Annotated in this window: 12 protein-coding genes; 6 read left to right on the top strand and 6 right to left on the bottom strand. The window is 32.2% G+C overall.

Annotated features, from left to right (window positions below):
• Nucleotides 1-8: 8 nt before the first annotated feature.
• The 5 genes from PQ462_RS20220 to PQ462_RS20200 all read left to right on the top strand — a co-directional run bounded on the left by PQ462_RS20220 (nt 9) and on the right by PQ462_RS20200 (nt 7229).
• On the top strand, nt 9-2714 hold the full coding sequence (locus PQ462_RS20220; protein WP_274251337.1) for an outer membrane beta-barrel protein: 2706 nt from the start codon (nt 9-11) through the stop codon (nt 2712-2714).
• A gap of 107 nt (nt 2715-2821) precedes the next feature.
• Nucleotides 2822-3436: a hypothetical protein gene (locus tag PQ462_RS20215; protein WP_274251336.1), complete on the top strand. Its 615-nt coding sequence runs from the start codon at nt 2822-2824 to the stop codon at nt 3434-3436.
• Nucleotides 3437-3440: 4 nt separating this feature from the next.
• Entirely contained in the window at nt 3441-3731 is a 291-nt protein-coding gene (locus PQ462_RS20210) for a winged helix-turn-helix domain-containing protein (protein WP_008464519.1), read from the top strand.
• 59 nt (nt 3732-3790) lie between these two features.
• On the top strand, nt 3791-5176 hold the full coding sequence (locus PQ462_RS20205) for a DUF4153 domain-containing protein (protein WP_274251335.1): 1386 nt from the start codon (nt 3791-3793) through the stop codon (nt 5174-5176).
• A 145-nt stretch (nt 5177-5321) separates the two neighbouring features.
• Complete coding sequence (locus PQ462_RS20200) at nt 5322-7229, top strand: outer membrane protein assembly factor BamB family protein (RefSeq protein ID WP_274251333.1); 1908 nt, start codon at nt 5322-5324, stop codon at nt 7227-7229.
• A 62-nt stretch (nt 7230-7291) separates the two neighbouring features.
• Here PQ462_RS20200 and rluF read toward each other — a convergent pair whose 3' ends face one another.
• The 4 genes from rluF to PQ462_RS20180 all read right to left on the bottom strand — a co-directional run bounded on the left by rluF (nt 7292) and on the right by PQ462_RS20180 (nt 11071).
• On the bottom strand, nt 7292-8110 hold the full coding sequence (gene rluF, locus PQ462_RS20195) for a 23S rRNA pseudouridine(2604) synthase RluF (RefSeq protein ID WP_274251331.1): 819 nt from the start codon (nt 8108-8110) through the stop codon (nt 7292-7294).
• An 88-nt stretch (nt 8111-8198) separates the two neighbouring features.
• Nucleotides 8199-9062, bottom strand: a complete 864-nt coding sequence (locus PQ462_RS20190) for an alpha/beta fold hydrolase (RefSeq protein ID WP_274251329.1) — start codon at nt 9060-9062, stop codon at nt 8199-8201.
• 131 nt (nt 9063-9193) lie between these two features.
• Nucleotides 9194-9973: a zinc ribbon domain-containing protein gene (locus tag PQ462_RS20185; protein ID WP_012022342.1), complete on the bottom strand. Its 780-nt coding sequence runs from the start codon at nt 9971-9973 to the stop codon at nt 9194-9196.
• Nucleotides 9974-9976: 3 nt separating this feature from the next.
• The gene (locus PQ462_RS20180; protein ID WP_274251327.1) at nt 9977-11071 is read right to left on the bottom strand and encodes a Nif3-like dinuclear metal center hexameric protein; all 1095 of its coding nucleotides are present in this window, start codon (nt 11069-11071) and stop codon (nt 9977-9979) included.
• A gap of 94 nt (nt 11072-11165) precedes the next feature.
• Here PQ462_RS20180 and lpxK point away from each other — a divergent pair, with 94 nt between their 5' ends.
• Nucleotides 11166-12188, top strand: coding sequence for a tetraacyldisaccharide 4'-kinase (lpxK, locus tag PQ462_RS20175; protein WP_274251326.1), 1023 nt, complete (start codon nt 11166-11168; stop codon nt 12186-12188).
• 13 nt (nt 12189-12201) lie between these two features.
• On the opposite strand, the gene PQ462_RS20170 is transcribed toward lpxK, so the two are convergent.
• Complete coding sequence (locus tag PQ462_RS20170) at nt 12202-14376, bottom strand: tetratricopeptide repeat-containing hybrid sensor histidine kinase/response regulator (RefSeq protein WP_274251325.1); 2175 nt, start codon at nt 14374-14376, stop codon at nt 12202-12204.
• Between the two features lie 26 nt (nt 14377-14402).
• Nucleotides 14403-15401 carry a type I glyceraldehyde-3-phosphate dehydrogenase gene (gap, locus tag PQ462_RS20165; RefSeq protein WP_274251324.1) on the bottom strand — a complete coding sequence of 333 codons (999 nt, stop codon included), beginning with the start codon at nt 15399-15401 and terminating at the stop codon, nt 14403-14405.
• Nucleotides 15402-15409 lie beyond the last annotated feature (8 nt).

Here is a 15409-nt window from a genome sequence, read left to right as displayed (position 1 = left end):
GAATAAAAATGCTGCATTTTTTTGTGTTTTTCTTGTATACCATTTCCTCTTTTGCACAAAAAAACACCGTTATCAGTGGTAAAGTTGTTACCGAAAAAGATTCACCTATCGAATCTGCAACCATTTATTTAATGCATCCTAAAGATTTTTCTATAGTTGTTTATACACTTTCGGATAAAAATGGTCACTTTAAATTAGAAACTAAATCAGCATCTCAAAACAGTATTTTAAAAATTTCGGCAGAAGGTTATCTGGAGTTTTCGGATACAATAGAAAAACGCACTCAGAATATAGATTTGGGAGTTGTCAGACTTATGAAATATGATGTTGAACTGGATGAAGTTATTATTAAAACCGATGCCCCTATCCGAATAAAAAAAGATACCATAGAATTTAATGCTTCTTCTTTTAAGTTACGTCCAGACGCCAATGTAGAAGCTTTGTTGAAAGAATTGCCCGGTGTAACTATTGATATGGACAAAAAAATAATGGTCAATGGAAAAAAGGTTAACCAAGTATTAGTTAACGGAAAACCTTTTTTTGATGCAGATGGAAAAATAGCACTTCAAAACCTTCCTGCTGAGCTCATAAAAAAAGTACAGGTTTCAGACACTAAAACCAAGGAACAGGAATTTACGAAACAAGCTTCGACATCAGAGAATGTTTCAATCAATTTGACAATAGACAAAAAGAAGAATAAAGGCTTTTTTGGCAAATTATTAGGCGGTTATGGAAGTTCAGAAAGATATGAAAGCAGTGCTTTACTAAGTTATTTTAAAGATAAAAGACGTGTCAGTTTTTTGGCTTCTTCAAATAATATTAATGCATCTGGTTTTTCTATGAACGAGGTTTTTGATAATATGGGAGGCGGAAGAAACGATGGTTCAGGCGGTTCTTTTGGGAGCAGAGGAGGAATAATAAAATCGAATATGATTGGGATAAGTTATACTGACGAATGGTTTAAAGGAGAAAGCACTGATTTGAACTATTATTTTAACAATTCTAATACAGACAATACAAATAAAACATCAGAACTTACTTTACTTCCAACAGGTTCTTTATTGTCGAAATCTGCTTCAAAAAGCGATCAGGATTCTAATAGACATAATGTAAGTTTAAATTTTGAGTATAAAGTTTCGCCTTCGATAAAAGTTTTTTTTACACCAGCCATTCAAACAGGAAAAACGGTATCAGTAAATGCCTTTGATAGAAAAACCTGGGATGAGAATAATCAGTTAATTAATTCCAGTAATTCTTTTAATACAACTGAAAGTAATAATACGAATTTTAGAAATAATTTTAGATTTTTTTTAAATGCTAAAAAAGAAGGACGATACTTTACCGCTTCTTTTGAAAACGAGAATTCACGAAACGATTTAGATTCAAGGGTAAATTCATTGACCGTTTTTGCAGAAGGAACAAGTCCTGACGATTTGCGTAATCAAAATGTTACTCAGAAAAACAATAGAGATAAATATACAGGAAATCTTCAATATTTTGAACCAGTAACAGATTCGTTAAGACTGAATTTTTCAGTAATTACAGATTATGAAAAAACAAGCGATGATAAAAAAACATTCGACCGAAATGGTCAGGATATGGAATACGATGTCTTTAATGAATCACTTAGTAATTTTAACTCTTTTAATAGTTTTGGTGTGAACCCTAAAGTGGGTTTTAATATGAGCATAAAAAAACTTGATTTATCGGCATCTACAGGGACTTCTGTTATCAGGACAGAAAATCATGCATTTTATTTAAATGAAACAATAGATTTGAATAAAAATTATTTTATCCCAAACGGATCCATTAGTGCCAATTACAGCATTTCACAATCTCAGAGTGTATTAATGATGTATGAGCGTAAATATACAATTCCAAGTAGTAATCAGGTTTTGGCAGTTGCTAATTTAGATAATCCTTTAGTGGTTAGAACAGGAAATCCTAATTTAAAAGCTTCAACTTTTCATTTTTTACAGACAGGTTTTTCAAGTTATAATTTTGAATCAGATTCGGGTTATTTCCTTCATTTTAGTACAACCTATTTTGATAGTCAGATTGTGGGAGCTTCTGCTTATAACAGTTCAGGTAAGCAGATTTCAACTTTTGATAATGTAGAAGGTACATACGATATGTTACTGGCAGGAGAATGGAACAAAAGGGTAAAGAAAGATGTGAATACTTTTGGACTGCGGTTTTCTATGTATGCTAATTATAATTTAAATAAAGGTTTTACAAATAACCAGCTGTATGAGGCAAAAGCATTTAGACTCAATCCCGGCTTTGGATTTACGTATGAATATGGTGAATTGTTAAATATCAAGCCGTATTATAATTTTACATATAATGACATTCGATATAATAATACCTCTTTAAGTTCAACTTCAAATACAACTCATAATTTTAATGTCGAAATAACAAACTTCTGGCCTAAGAATTGGGTTTTTGGAAACGACTTTGGTTACAACTATAATTCAAATATTTCTGGGCCATATAAAAGAGATTTTTATTTATGGAACACTAGTTTGTCCTACAAATTCGCGAAACAATTTACATTCAAAGTAAAAGTTTATGATTTGCTCAATCAAAATCAGAGCACTTCGAGAACCATTACTTCAACAGCTGTTGTTGATTCAGAAAGCAATGTTTTAAAGCGTTATATCATGTTTTCTTTATTGTATAAATTCAAAAATTTTGTAACCAATGAGAGTTAGTCTTTAGAAAGTAAATTAATTCTAAGATTAGTTTTTTGAAAAAAGCGATCTTTTTTTATTGCTGTTTCAAAATAAATAATAACTTTGTAATGCAAAGTACTTTAATTATGAATCAAAAGCACCAAGAAGATTTAGCACATATTCGTTCCATGATGGAACGCTCTTCAAGATTTATATCATTAAGCGGACTTTCTGGAGTTTTCGCAGGTCTTTCGGCTTTAATTGGCGGAATCTATGTTTACCAGCTGTTTAAAGCAAACGGAATGGATTATTTAAATGATGAGCATAGATTGTATTCTGCCAATCTGGTATCAGAATTATTCTGGATTGGAATTACAATTTTAGTATTTGCGTTTGCATTCGGAATCTTTTTTACTATTAGAAAAAGCCGAAAATATAATTTACCAATCTGGACATCAGCAACTAAAAAAATGGTATTCAACCTTGCAGTGCCCTTATTTACAGGCGGAATATTCTGCCTGGCTTTAATGCATCATGGCTATTTTGGTTTAGTAGCGCCGTCTACTTTAATATTTTATGGATTAGCCGTTATAAATGCTGAAAAATATACATTTTCTGATATAAAATATCTTGGTTTTTCGGAACTGATTTTAGGATGTATTGCACTTTTTAATATAGGATATGGATTGATTTTTTGGATTCTGGGATTCGGAATTCTGCATATCATATACGGATTAGTGATGTTCAAAAAATACAAATAACCCAATGGGAATTATTGATAAACTAAATAAAGATTTTGAAAGCCGTGTCAGACTGGGTATTATGTCCGTTCTGATGGTTAACGACTGGGTAGATTTTACCGAGATGAAAACGCTTTTAAATATCACCGATGGTAATTTAGCGAGTCATTCCTCAGCATTAGAGAAATCAGAATATATCGAGATTAAGAAAGAATTTGTGGGTAAAAAGCCCAAAACATCTTATCAGGTAACACCGCTTGGCCGCGCGGCGTTTAAAGAGCACCTTTCTTACCTCGAAAAATTAATGAAATCGTAATAACAATATTTTTTTTGTCTAATAACTTTGAAATACAAAGTACTTTTAATTTTAGAATCATGAAAAAACATCAAATTATTTTAGCTTGTACGGTGATATTTACACTGCTTTTTTACAATCAGTCTCCCGGAGTTAACCTTTCTATTTTTGGGGTAATATTAACGCTTTTAATTAGTTACTTCTTTCAGGAGAAGTTTGTCGACAGGTCACACTTAGTTCTGGTTGTAACCTCTATTTTGTCTTGTTTTGCTTTTGCATGGTATGGAGATGCGGCTTCGTTTTTTGCTTTAGCATTGTCAATCCTGTTTTTACAATTTAAAACCCATGATGGAGAACTTAAAATTGTACAGATTTTTCCATTGATATTCTTAAACGGAATTACATCGTTAGGACGAGTTTTTCTTTTTAACCAATGGCTTCCTGAACGAAAAATTCATAACGATTTTGCCAAGAAATTAGTTGCGTTTTTTGTAATTCCGCTCCTGTTTTTAGGATTGTTTTTTATTGTTTACTCTTTCGGAAGCAATCATTTTTCATCATTATTTACAGATTATACTTTAGATATTGATATTTTTCAATTGATCTTAATCAGCATACTTGGATTTTATGTTTCATTCAGTTTCTGGAATTACTGGGTGCCAGATGTCTGTTATGAATTCAACCCAAAACTTAGCAGCGAATTCGGTAATATTTCTGAAGTAAAAAATCAAAGTACATTTTCATTTCTCGATTTGGATTTTGAAAGAAAAAGCGGTGAAATCACATTATTTCTATTAAATATTATGCTATTGGTTTTCATAGGAACGTATAATTACGAACAGTTTTTTGAAGTAATCGAAAAAACGAACCTAAGTGCAGATACGCACGAACGTGTAAATGCAGTAATTTTTTCAATTCTAATGGCAGTTGGTGTAATCCTGTTTTATTTTAAAGGAGGTTTTAATTTTGATGAAAAAGCACACTTATTAAAAAAACTTGCCAAAGTATGGATTGTCTTAAATGTGGTTTTGATTGTAAGTGCCATGATTAAAAACACAGAATATGTTTCGTTCTATGGCTTAACCTATAAACGTTTGGGAGTTTACGCTTTCTTAATTCTTGCCATTATAGGATTAGTTTATTCTTTTTTAAAAATAACAAAACAAAAAACAAATGCCTACCTGGTAAATCAGATGGTTTGGTATTTCTATGGTACCATTTTAATATGCAGTTTTTTTAATTGGGGAAATCTAATTACTAATTATAATATCTCAGTAAATAAAGGTGTGGAACCTAAATTTTTAAGCGGTTTGAACTTCAATGATGAATCTCGAAGAGAGTATTTTAAAAAGAATAACCTAGATGGACAATACCCTGAAGCAGTGAGAGAAGAAATGATAGGAAATTATCAGGCAGCAGGGTTTTTATCGAAGGCTTTATATTATGATTTTGTGGAAGTTAAGTGATAAAAATGTTAAGAAATCTTTATGGAAAATTAATTTATTTTTATAAAGATTTTTTTTACTTATAGCCTTGCTAATTAATTTCTATTATAAGATATTTGCTGACAAATTGTTAAAGTTAATATAAAATCTTAACCTGCAGAAAACTATGAAAAAAATTACTATGATTCTTTTTATAACATTCGCCGGCTTAACTGGTTTTGCCCAGAGAACAGCCGATGAAGTTTTAAAAATGAACTCAAAAATCGAAGATTTAATGCAAAATCCTATCACAGGGGTTATTGTTGTTAAAGAAGGGAATGTTGTAAAGGGGATCAACCCTGAAACTAAAGCAGAAGCTTGGAGTTTTGATGCTGATAAAGCTGTTGGTGAAGGAACTACACTTGAGGCATTAAGCAAATTAGACACAGACAACTTATTTGCAAGCAAAAGAATTTTAAAGAATATCGATGGTACTCCATACATTGAAGCTTTAGTGAACTACAAAACTGTTTTAATCAATACTCTTGATGGAAAAGTAGTTTACAATTCTGCTAACTATAAATACACTGTTTTTAACAGTCAATTTTTATATGGTGAAAACCAATATTTAGTAAAAGGTGCAGAAAACGGAAAAGTAATCGCGTCATTAATCGACCTTAATACAGGAAACGTATTATGGAAAACAGAGCAGGGAGATGCAAAAAGCGCATTTGCTTCGATGTTTACTTTTAAAGCAAACTTTTCTAACGAAGCAGAAGTAAGTGCTAATACAATCTATTCTCTTTACATGGGTAGATTATCTGCAATTGACAGAAATACAGGTGCTTTAAAATGGGTTGGAGAATTAGAATACACAAAAGTATTCCCAACTCAAAATGATAAAAACTTAGTTGTAATTAACAGCAAAGGATTAATTTCATTTAAACAATACTTAAACGTATTAGATGCTGAAACTGGAAAACCAATCTGGGAAGATGCTATCAAAACAAAATACATTGTTTATTTAGAAGACTGGGGAGATAAAATTCTTGTAGCTCACAACAGCGGATTCAACTTTTATAATTTAAAAGACGGATCTAAAGTTTGGAAAAAAGACGCTCGCGGCGACGGATTGAAAAAAGTAATTTCTATTGATGGTGATTATTTATATGTTGCTGAAAACGAAATGATGCTGATTGACAAAGACGGTCAGAAAAAATGGAAAAGCTTCATCGAAATCTCTGATGATAAAGAAGATGCAATTAACTACTTAGGTAAAGTTGATGATAAAGTTTTATACTTAACAGCTACTTATGGTAACATGGTAGATTATAAAACGGGTAAAAAATTATGGAGAGGAAACTTGAAATTCAATGCAAAACGTCCTTTACTAAACGTTTTTGACGAAGAAAACAATCAATTCTTAGTGTATAACGACGAAGAACTTTTCAAATTCAATACAACTGTAAAAGATAAACCGGACCCATTTGCAAAGGTTAATATCAAAAAAGAAAAAGAATTAAATTCTATTGAATTATTTTCATGGGGAGTAGCTCTTTCTGGACCTACAGAAGTTATGGGAGTAAGTAAAGAAGGAAAAGTTTTATACCACAGAATTTATACACAGCCTGGTGACGGAGGAAGAGCTTGGGGACAAGCTTTAGCAACTGCAGGATCTATTGGTTTAGGAGTTTCTGCTGGATATAATGCTGCTGTAGGATCTGAGTGGAGAATGGTTTACATTGATCCGGCTACAGGACAGGAAACAGGTTCAAGCGTTATCAAAAAACAAAACGACAAACAATTAAACAGAGCAGCAAAACAAGCAGCTGGATCTGCAGCGTTAGCTGACGTTTCTAAAAGATTTTCACAGCGTTTTGATGCAATGAGACAAAGCCGTGATTTCTCTTATATTTTTGCTAAAGATGAGGCAACCCAGAAAAAAGTTTTAGTTAAAGTAAGAAAAGATGACGGAACAGAATTAGATAAAATCTTATTCGAAAATATGCGTCCAATCTATGAAGTAGATTTTGCTACGCAGTCAGTTTACTACATTTTTGAAAATGAATTGAGAATTTTTAACAACAAAATCTAATTCAAAATTTAAATAAAGCAAAAGGCGTATTAATATTCAATACGCCTTTTTTATGAGAGAAATTAATTGTTGCCTCTTTTTCTAAATCTAGGATCATTTTTAGAAATAAACGTTGATCTTCGGCTTGGAGTTGGAGCTGCAGCTTTTGGAAGACTCGCTTCTTCAGTTTTACTCGAAGGTTCTATTAATTTATTTAATTCTTTTATTTCAGCATCAGTTAAATCACGGTAACGGCCAACCGGAACATCCAGCGAGATATTAATGATTCTAATACGTTTTAAGGCCGTAACTTCATAACCCAGATACTCAGACATTCTTCTAATCTGACGGTTTAATCCCTGCGTTAAAATAATCTTGAAGGTGTATTTACTGATTTGCTCTACTTTACATTTTTTTGTAACAGTATCTAAAATAGGAACTCCATTACCCATACGCTGAATAAAACGTTCTGTAATAGGTTTATTAACTGTAACCGTATATTCTTTTTCGTGATTGTTTCTGGCACGCAAAATCTTGTTTACAATATCGCCGTCATTAGTCATAAAAATTAATCCTTCACTTGCTTTATCCAGCCTTCCAATTGGGAAAATACGTTTAGGATAATTAATATAATCGACAATATTATTTTTAACCTCTAAGTTAGTGGTACACTCAATTCCCACGGGTTTATTAAAAGCCAGATAAACCAATTTTTCGTGTTTTTCAACAATCAATTTACCGTCAATGCGTATTTCATCATCTGGTGAAACTTTAGTTCCCATTTCGGCAGCAGCGCCATTTATTGTTACGCGTCCTTCTTCAATTAATTTATCGGCTTCACGACGAGAACAATACCCCGTTTCACCTATAAATTTATTCAGACGTTTTAAATTTTCTTCCATACTGCAAAAGTAGCTAAAATTTAGACTTCTTAGAATTTTAGATTTCAGACTTTAGATTTTAAAAAAAACTTGTCCTTTTGAATCTTTGTTACTTTGTCTCTTCAGAAGAAAAAAGAAATTCAATAACCTTCTCATACAATTCATCATCATGCATTCCGTGGCCTAAACCGCTGGTTTCAATAAACTGGCTGTTTTTCCAATTACTGGCTATTTTTTTTCCTTCATCAAAAGCAACTATTTTGTCTGAAGTATCGTGAGCAATAAAACCAGGAATAGTAAATTGAGATGCAAATTTTTGTCCTGAGAAATCTTCTAGTTTAAAATTAAAACGATCCAGGAATTTGCTTTCTAAAAGAGAAAACATTTTGGTGTTTAAACTCAGCATTGAAACGTAATTGTCAATCAAAGTTCTTAATTCAGAAGGAGCGCCAAGAATTACCATTTTATTAATGCTTGTATTTGGAAATAAATATTGATGATAAACGCAGGCTGCGCCGCCAATAGAATGCCCAATTATAATGTCCGGCTGATATTTTTCGACTGCTTTATTGATGAATTCAGCGTAAAGAGGAACATTAAATTCTTTTCCGCTGCTTTGTCCGTGTGCAGGAGCATCAAGCGCTATAATTGTACTTCCGGATTTTTGAAGATGAGGCAGTGTTTTTTTCCAGCGTGATGAATTGCTTTCCCAGCCGTGAACTAATAAAATTTTGGTTTCATTTCCTTTCCAGACATAAGTTTGAAAATGGTGTTCATTGTGGTGAAAAATTTCTGTCTCTGTATTTTGTAAAACTTTAGGAAGTTTTTCTTTTTGTAATCTGCCTATTCTGGGCTGGCTGAAAAGTGCATAAGAAAGTTCAAGAGCCTTTTGCGGACGCACGTAACTTAAAAAATTAATATAAGTGCCAACAGATTTTAATGTGATGAAACGAATTCCTTTTTTAATTTTCAAAACGTAATTTTTTTCTAAAGGTAAAAAAATGTTTTGCCACTCCAAATAGCTATCGGGATAAAAGGATTAAAAAGATTTTATTCAGTAAAATGAATGCAAAAAAAAAGTCCCGATTAAATCGGGACCATTTATTAGAATTTTGAGAACAATTGTTCCATTTTTTCTTTTTCTTCTTCAGCTAATTGCGTATCAACTAAAATTCTTCCAGAGTGCTCATCTGTAATGATTTTTTTTCTTGAAGCGATTTCAACCTGAGTTTGCGGCGGAATCGTAAAGAAAGATCCTGCAGAAGCTCCTCTTTCGATAGAAACTACAGCTAATCCGTTACGAACACTGCTTCTGATTCTGTTGTAAGCAGCTAATAATCTGTCTTCGATTTGTGCTGAATATTCAGCAGATTTCTCAGTTAAGAAAGTTTCTTCTTTCTGAGTTTCTGCCATGATAGCATCTAATTCAGATTTTTTATGTTTTAAATGAGAGCTTTTAGCATCAAGTTTTTCTTTTAAGTTAGAAATAACTTCTTTTTTATGCTCGATAGAAGCCTTCATTTCTTTGATTTGCTTTTCAGCCAATTGAATTTCTAATTCCTGAAATTCAACTTCTTTTGTCAAAGAATTAAATTCTCTGTTGTTACGTACTGATTCTTGTTGTTTTGTGTACTTTTTGATAACCTCTTTATGCTCCTCAATAGCAATTTTCTTTGCTTTGATTTGCTCCTCAATCACTTCAAGTTCACCTTTCAGTTTTTCTGAACGAGTGCTCAAACCTGCAACTTCATCTTCTAAATCTTCAACCTCTAAAGGAAGTTCTCCTCTAACGTTTCTGATTTCGTCAATTCTAGAGTCAATAAGCTGTAAATCGTATATTGCTCTTAACTTGTCCTCAACACTTAATTCTTTCGTATTCGTCATATTCTATAAGTACTTAACTGGATTTGTATTTTCTTCTGATAAAATGATCGCAAAATTAAGAATTTTTTTTCGAAGATAATCAACAATATAGTTTTTTGTATAGCGTTCACTCTCAAAATGACCAATATCTGCCAAAAGTAACTTATTTTCGGCTTCATAAAACTGATGATACTTTAAATCAGCGGTTAAAAAAGCATCGGCTCCAGCCTGAATTGCATTTTTAATGGCAAAACTTCCAGATCCGCCCAAAACGGCTACTTTCTTTATTTTTTTTCCTGTAAAGGCCGAATGACGAATACCTCTTGCAATCATAATATCTTTTGCATACAAAAGAAATTCTTTTTCATCCATTTCATTTTCAAGTTCGCCAATCATTCCTAAACCAATATTTTGATGTGCGTTTTGCAAATCGTAAATTTCATAAGCCACTTCTTCGTAGATATGATTGGTTAAAAGTGCTTTTAAAACTCTGGATTGTAAATGTTTTTCAAAAATAACTTCGATTTTTATTTCGGTTCCGGTATGTAATTTTCCTTTTTCACCAATAACCGGATTGCTTTTTTCGTTTCCTTTAAAAGTAAAAAAACCTTCGGAGTTAAAACTGCAGTTATCATAATTTCCAATTGTTCCTGCGCCGGCTTCAAACATCGCATTGCGGACTTTTTCTGCATTATCAGGTACGGTATAAGTAACTAATTTTTGAATAAACTGTTGTTTTGGAATTAAAATTCTGGTGTTGATTAAACCCAATGCGTGACTGAAAATTTTATTAACGCCTTGCGAATGGTTGTCTAAAGCAGTATGAACGGCATAGATAGCAATATCATTTTTGATAGCTTTTAAAATGGCGCGTTCAACATAATTTTTGCCTGTAATTTTTTTAATTCCTGAAAATAGAATTGGATGAAAACAAACAACAAGATTACAGTTTTTGGTTTTTGCCTCCTCAATTACATTTTCCAACGCATCGTGGCAGACTAAAATTCCGGTACTTTCTATTTCCGGATTACCAACTAAAAGACCGACATTATCAAAATCTTCTGCATAGGCCAGAGGTGCCATTTCTTCTAGTACGGTTATTATATCTTTGATTTTCATTTGGTTTTTTGTTTCAAGTTTTTTTAGGTTCCAAGTTTTTCTTCAATTGATAAACCTAAAAACAAATTAACGAAAAAAATTATACTTTCGTAAAATGAACTTACTTCGAAAAATACTTTTTCCATTTGCCATTTTATACGGATTGATTACCAGCATCCGTAATTTTCTTTTTGATAAAGGAATCCTGAAATCAACTTCATTTGATTTGCCGGTTATTGCCGTAGGAAATCTGAGTGTAGGCGGAACCGGAAAAACTCCTCAAATAGAATATTTAATTCGGTTATTATCTAACAAATATAGTGTGGCCACTTTGAGCCGCGGTTATAAAAGAAAGTCTGAGGGTTTTGTTCTGGCCGATGAAAATTCTAATGCCGAAATTCTGGGAGATGAACCTTTTCAGTTTTATCAAAAATTTCCAGATGTTCAGGTTGCCGTTGATGCCAATCGTACTAACGGAATCACGCAATTGCTTTCGCAGAATGTAAAACCGCAGGTTATTTTATTAGATGATGCTTATCAGCACCGAAAAGTAAAAGCGGGATTTTATATTTTATTGACTTCTTATGATGATTTGTACGCAGATGATTTTATGCTTCCAACGGGAAATTTAAGAGAAAGCAGGAGCGGTGCAAACAGAGCCAATATAGTTGTGGTTACAAAATGCCCAAAAAATTTATCAGAAGAAAAACAAGCCGAAATTCGTTTGAAATTAAAACTAAGCTGCTCTCAGCAGATCTTTTTTACTTATATCGATTACGATGTTGAAATTTATGGTGAAAATGAAAAAATATCGGCTGCAGAAATTAAATCAGAATCGAAATTACTTTTGGCTGGAATTGCAAAACCTAAACCATTTTTGGAGTATTTAAAAAATGAAAATGATGAATGCTTAACCTTTCCTGATCATCATCATTTTTCTGATGCCGACTTAGAATCGATTCAAAACAAAGCAAATGGCAGAAAAATAATTACAACCGAAAAAGATTATGTTCGTTTAAAAGATTCAAAGCTGGTTTCACAATTGTATTATCTGCCCATAAAAAGCACATTTATAAATCACCAGCAAAATTTTGACGTTTCGATTTTGCAGTATATAAAAGAAAACTTAGAGCCTTAGCTGCTTTAAAGAATCAATCAAAGAATTTAGCAATTGTACTGTAAAATACATCAGGAACAAAAGGCTTGGTAATAACATCATTCATTCCAAACGATAAAAGCATATCTCTGTTTTCGTCAAGAGAAATAGCTGTTAATGCAATAATTGGTGTGGTTTTATCAAATTCCCTAATTTGCTGGGTTGCTGTAGTTCCGTTTATTCCTGGTAAATGAACGTCCATTAAAATCATATCAAAACGTTTTACTTTTAAAAGCTCAACTGCCTCTTCGCCATTGTCCAGGATTTCGCAGGTAATCGCTTTGTTTTCAAGCATTTTTCTTGTTATCATTTGATTGATTTTATTGTCTTCAATCAATAGAATAGATTTATGCTTAAGCTGTTTATCGTTATATGGTTTTTCTTCTGTAACTGCTTCCAATGGTTCGTTATTAATTTTAAAATTTAATTTAAAAGTAAAAGTCGATCCTTTGCCAACTTCACTTTTTAGTTTGATTTCGCCCCCTAAAAGTTCAATTAACTTTTTAACAATCGTAAGCCCTAAGCCCGTTCCGCCATATTTTCTATTGACTTCAATAGAACCTTGCGAGAAGCTTTCAAAAACAGTCTGCAGTTTATCTTCAGGAATACCAATTCCGGTATCTACGATTTCAAAATAAACAGTTGCGTTCTCGTCTTCTTCTGCAAATAATTTTGCAATAACACTAACGTGTCCGTTTTGAGTAAATTTTAGGGCGTTGTTAATTAGGTTTAATATAATTTGAGATAATTTTGTTGGATCACCAATCAGATTGTCAGGAATGGCTTTGTCGATCTCAAGATTGAAGTAGTTTTTATTGGCCGTTGCCAGTTCTTTGAGAGAACTCTGAATATTAAAAAGCAATTCTTTTAAATTGAAACTAATGTTCTCGACTTCAACTTTTGTAGAATCGATTTTGTTGATTTCGAGAATTTCATTGATAAAAGTGGTTAAATAGTTTCCTGAGAATTTTAACGACTCTAAATATTTTAATTGTGCCTTTTTTGGATTGTCTTCCAGAAGTAAATGGGTAATTCCGTTGATCGCATTTAGCGGAGTCCGGAGTTCATGGCTCACGGTTGATAAAAATTCAGATCTTGCTTTTGATGCTTTTTCGGCTTTGTTTTTAGCCAGGATAAGTTCTTTGTTTTTTTCTCTTAAAAGAAGATTATTTTGATTACGAATAATATTGTTTTTGTATAATGCTAAACTTAAGAGTGATAAAATAGAGATTAAAGCAATTGCCAAAATGCTTACTAATTTTGAATACCGATACGTTTTTAACTGAATTTTTTCTTCACTTTCTCTTTTAATGGTATTGTTTAGGTTTTGATTTTTTTTGAATTTTTCAAATTCATTAAAATCAATTTTCGCATTTTTCAGCTTTAAAATATAATTTTCTAATTGATAATGCTCATCTAAATACGAGTAGGCGAGGTCGTAGTTTTTATTTTGCTTATAGTACCGGCTTATGGCTAAGATAATTTTTGATTTTTGAGCCAGATCGTTTGTTTTTTCATTGTAATCTAAAGCTTTATCAAAATAAATCATGGCAGAATCGTTACGTTTTAATTGGGTTTCAATTAATCCGAGTTGATAATACGATTTGATTTTTGTTTTTATTACAGATGAATTATCTGGTTTTTTTATTATTTTTTGAAAAGTTTTAAGGGCTAACGGATAGTTTTTATTTGCTTTAAACGCCATTGCTTTCTGAAAGTTCAAAATTTCAGAACTGTCTACTACGCCAAGCTCTTTTAAGAGTTTTTGAGCTTTTAGGTAATAAATATCAGCAGTTTTATAATCTCCTTGTGCGGTATTTGCTGCGCCAATATAGTGAAGGGCTAAAATTTTAGTGCAGGTTGGTTTTATACTGTCAAAAGAAGCTGCGCTTTTATGAAAGTTTTTTAAAGCTTCATCGTACTTCCGCTGATTGTAATATATTTTACCAAGCTTAAAAGTCTGATTGCCTAAATCTTCGGGAATGTGGTTTGTTTCGCAAAAATCAATAGATTTTTTTGTTAAAAGAACTGCTTCATTGTATTCTTTACTATTCAGTTTTTTATTTGCCAGTTTGTTATAATAGGAAATACTGTCTGTATTCTGTTTGGTTTGAGAATACAAAAATGGATTTAAAAAACAAACAACAATTAAAAGATAGTAGTACTTCATGTATGGCAGCGCTTTTACAATGAATCTTATGTTTTTCTTATCAGTAAAATCAAATCGATTAATCGTGATGAATAGCCAATTTCGTTATCATACCACCCTACAACTTTTACCATTTTGTCTATGACAGAAGTAAGCTGTGCGTCGAACAAGCACGAATGTGTATTGCCAATTATATCAACAGAAACGATAGGATCTTCTGTGTAATCTAATATTCCTTTTAAATTTGTTTTTGAGGCTTTTTGAAATGCAATGTTAATTTCTTCAATAGTAACAGCACGTTTAACATTGAACGTGATGTCTGTCAATGAACCATCGGGAACAGGTACACGAATACCGCAACCCCCGATTTTTTCGTGCAATTTAGGAAAAATTTTCGTTAATGCCTTAGCTGCACCTGTTGTTGTAGGAACAATCGACTGACTGGCTCCTCTCGCACGGCGTAAGTCCTTATGCGGCTGGTCGTGAAGACTTTGGTCTGTCGTAAAAGAATGTATTGTAGTGATGTAAGCCTGCTCAATTCCGCACAGTTCTTCGATGATTTTTATCATCGGTGCAGCGTTATTTGTAGTACAGCTTGCATTAGAAACAATATTTTCTGTTCCGTCTAATATATTTTCGTTTACACCAAGAACAACTGTTTTAATTGTGTCAACTTCTGATGGGGCAGAAAGTATCACTTTTTTTGCTCCGGCTTCAATATGTGCATTTAATTCTTCATGTGTTTTGTATTTCCCTGTCGATTCAATTACAAAATCTATCGAATGACTTTTCCAGTCCAGATTAGAAATACTTTTTTCATGAAAAAATAAATAATGTTTTTCGTTTACAATAATTCCATCTTCGTCAAAACTTACAGCAAAAGGAAGAACTCCATGAATAGTGTCGTATTTTATTAAATGCGACATGGTTTTGTTATCTGCAATATCATTAATTGCAACAACTTCAATTTCAGGATGATTTATAAGAAGACGAAATAAATTTCTTCCAATTCTTCCAAAACCATTAATAGCAATTCTTGTTTTCAATTTCTTGT

This window comes from Flavobacterium sp. KACC 22758 (assembly GCF_028736135.1).
GTDB classification, from domain to species: domain Bacteria; phylum Bacteroidota; class Bacteroidia; order Flavobacteriales; family Flavobacteriaceae; genus Flavobacterium; species Flavobacterium johnsoniae.
The sequence above is the reverse complement of the archived record's forward strand: the minus strand, read 5'-3'. Positions and strand labels throughout refer to the sequence as shown.

Excerpts from the sequence above, each read along its gene's own strand:
- PQ462_RS20220 (WP_274251337.1), top strand. The coding sequence starts at position 9 with ATGCTGCATTTTTTTGTGTTTTTCTTGTATACCATTTCCTCTTTTGCA.
- PQ462_RS20215 (WP_274251336.1), top strand. The coding sequence starts at position 2,822 with ATGAATCAAAAGCACCAAGAAGATTTAGCACATATTCGTTCCATGATG.
- PQ462_RS20210 (WP_008464519.1), top strand. The coding sequence starts at position 3,441 with ATGGGAATTATTGATAAACTAAATAAAGATTTTGAAAGCCGTGTCAGA.
- PQ462_RS20205 (WP_274251335.1), top strand. The coding sequence starts at position 3,791 with ATGAAAAAACATCAAATTATTTTAGCTTGTACGGTGATATTTACACTG.
- PQ462_RS20200 (WP_274251333.1), top strand. The coding sequence starts at position 5,322 with ATGAAAAAAATTACTATGATTCTTTTTATAACATTCGCCGGCTTAACT.
- rluF (WP_274251331.1), bottom strand. The coding sequence starts at position 8,110 with ATGGAAGAAAATTTAAAACGTCTGAATAAATTTATAGGTGAAACGGGG.
- PQ462_RS20185 (WP_012022342.1), bottom strand. The coding sequence starts at position 9,973 with ATGACGAATACGAAAGAATTAAGTGTTGAGGACAAGTTAAGAGCAATA.
- PQ462_RS20180 (WP_274251327.1), bottom strand. The coding sequence starts at position 11,071 with ATGAAAATCAAAGATATAATAACCGTACTAGAAGAAATGGCACCTCTG.
- lpxK (WP_274251326.1), top strand. The coding sequence starts at position 11,166 with ATGAACTTACTTCGAAAAATACTTTTTCCATTTGCCATTTTATACGGA.
- PQ462_RS20170 (WP_274251325.1), bottom strand. The coding sequence starts at position 14,376 with ATGAAGTACTACTATCTTTTAATTGTTGTTTGTTTTTTAAATCCATTT.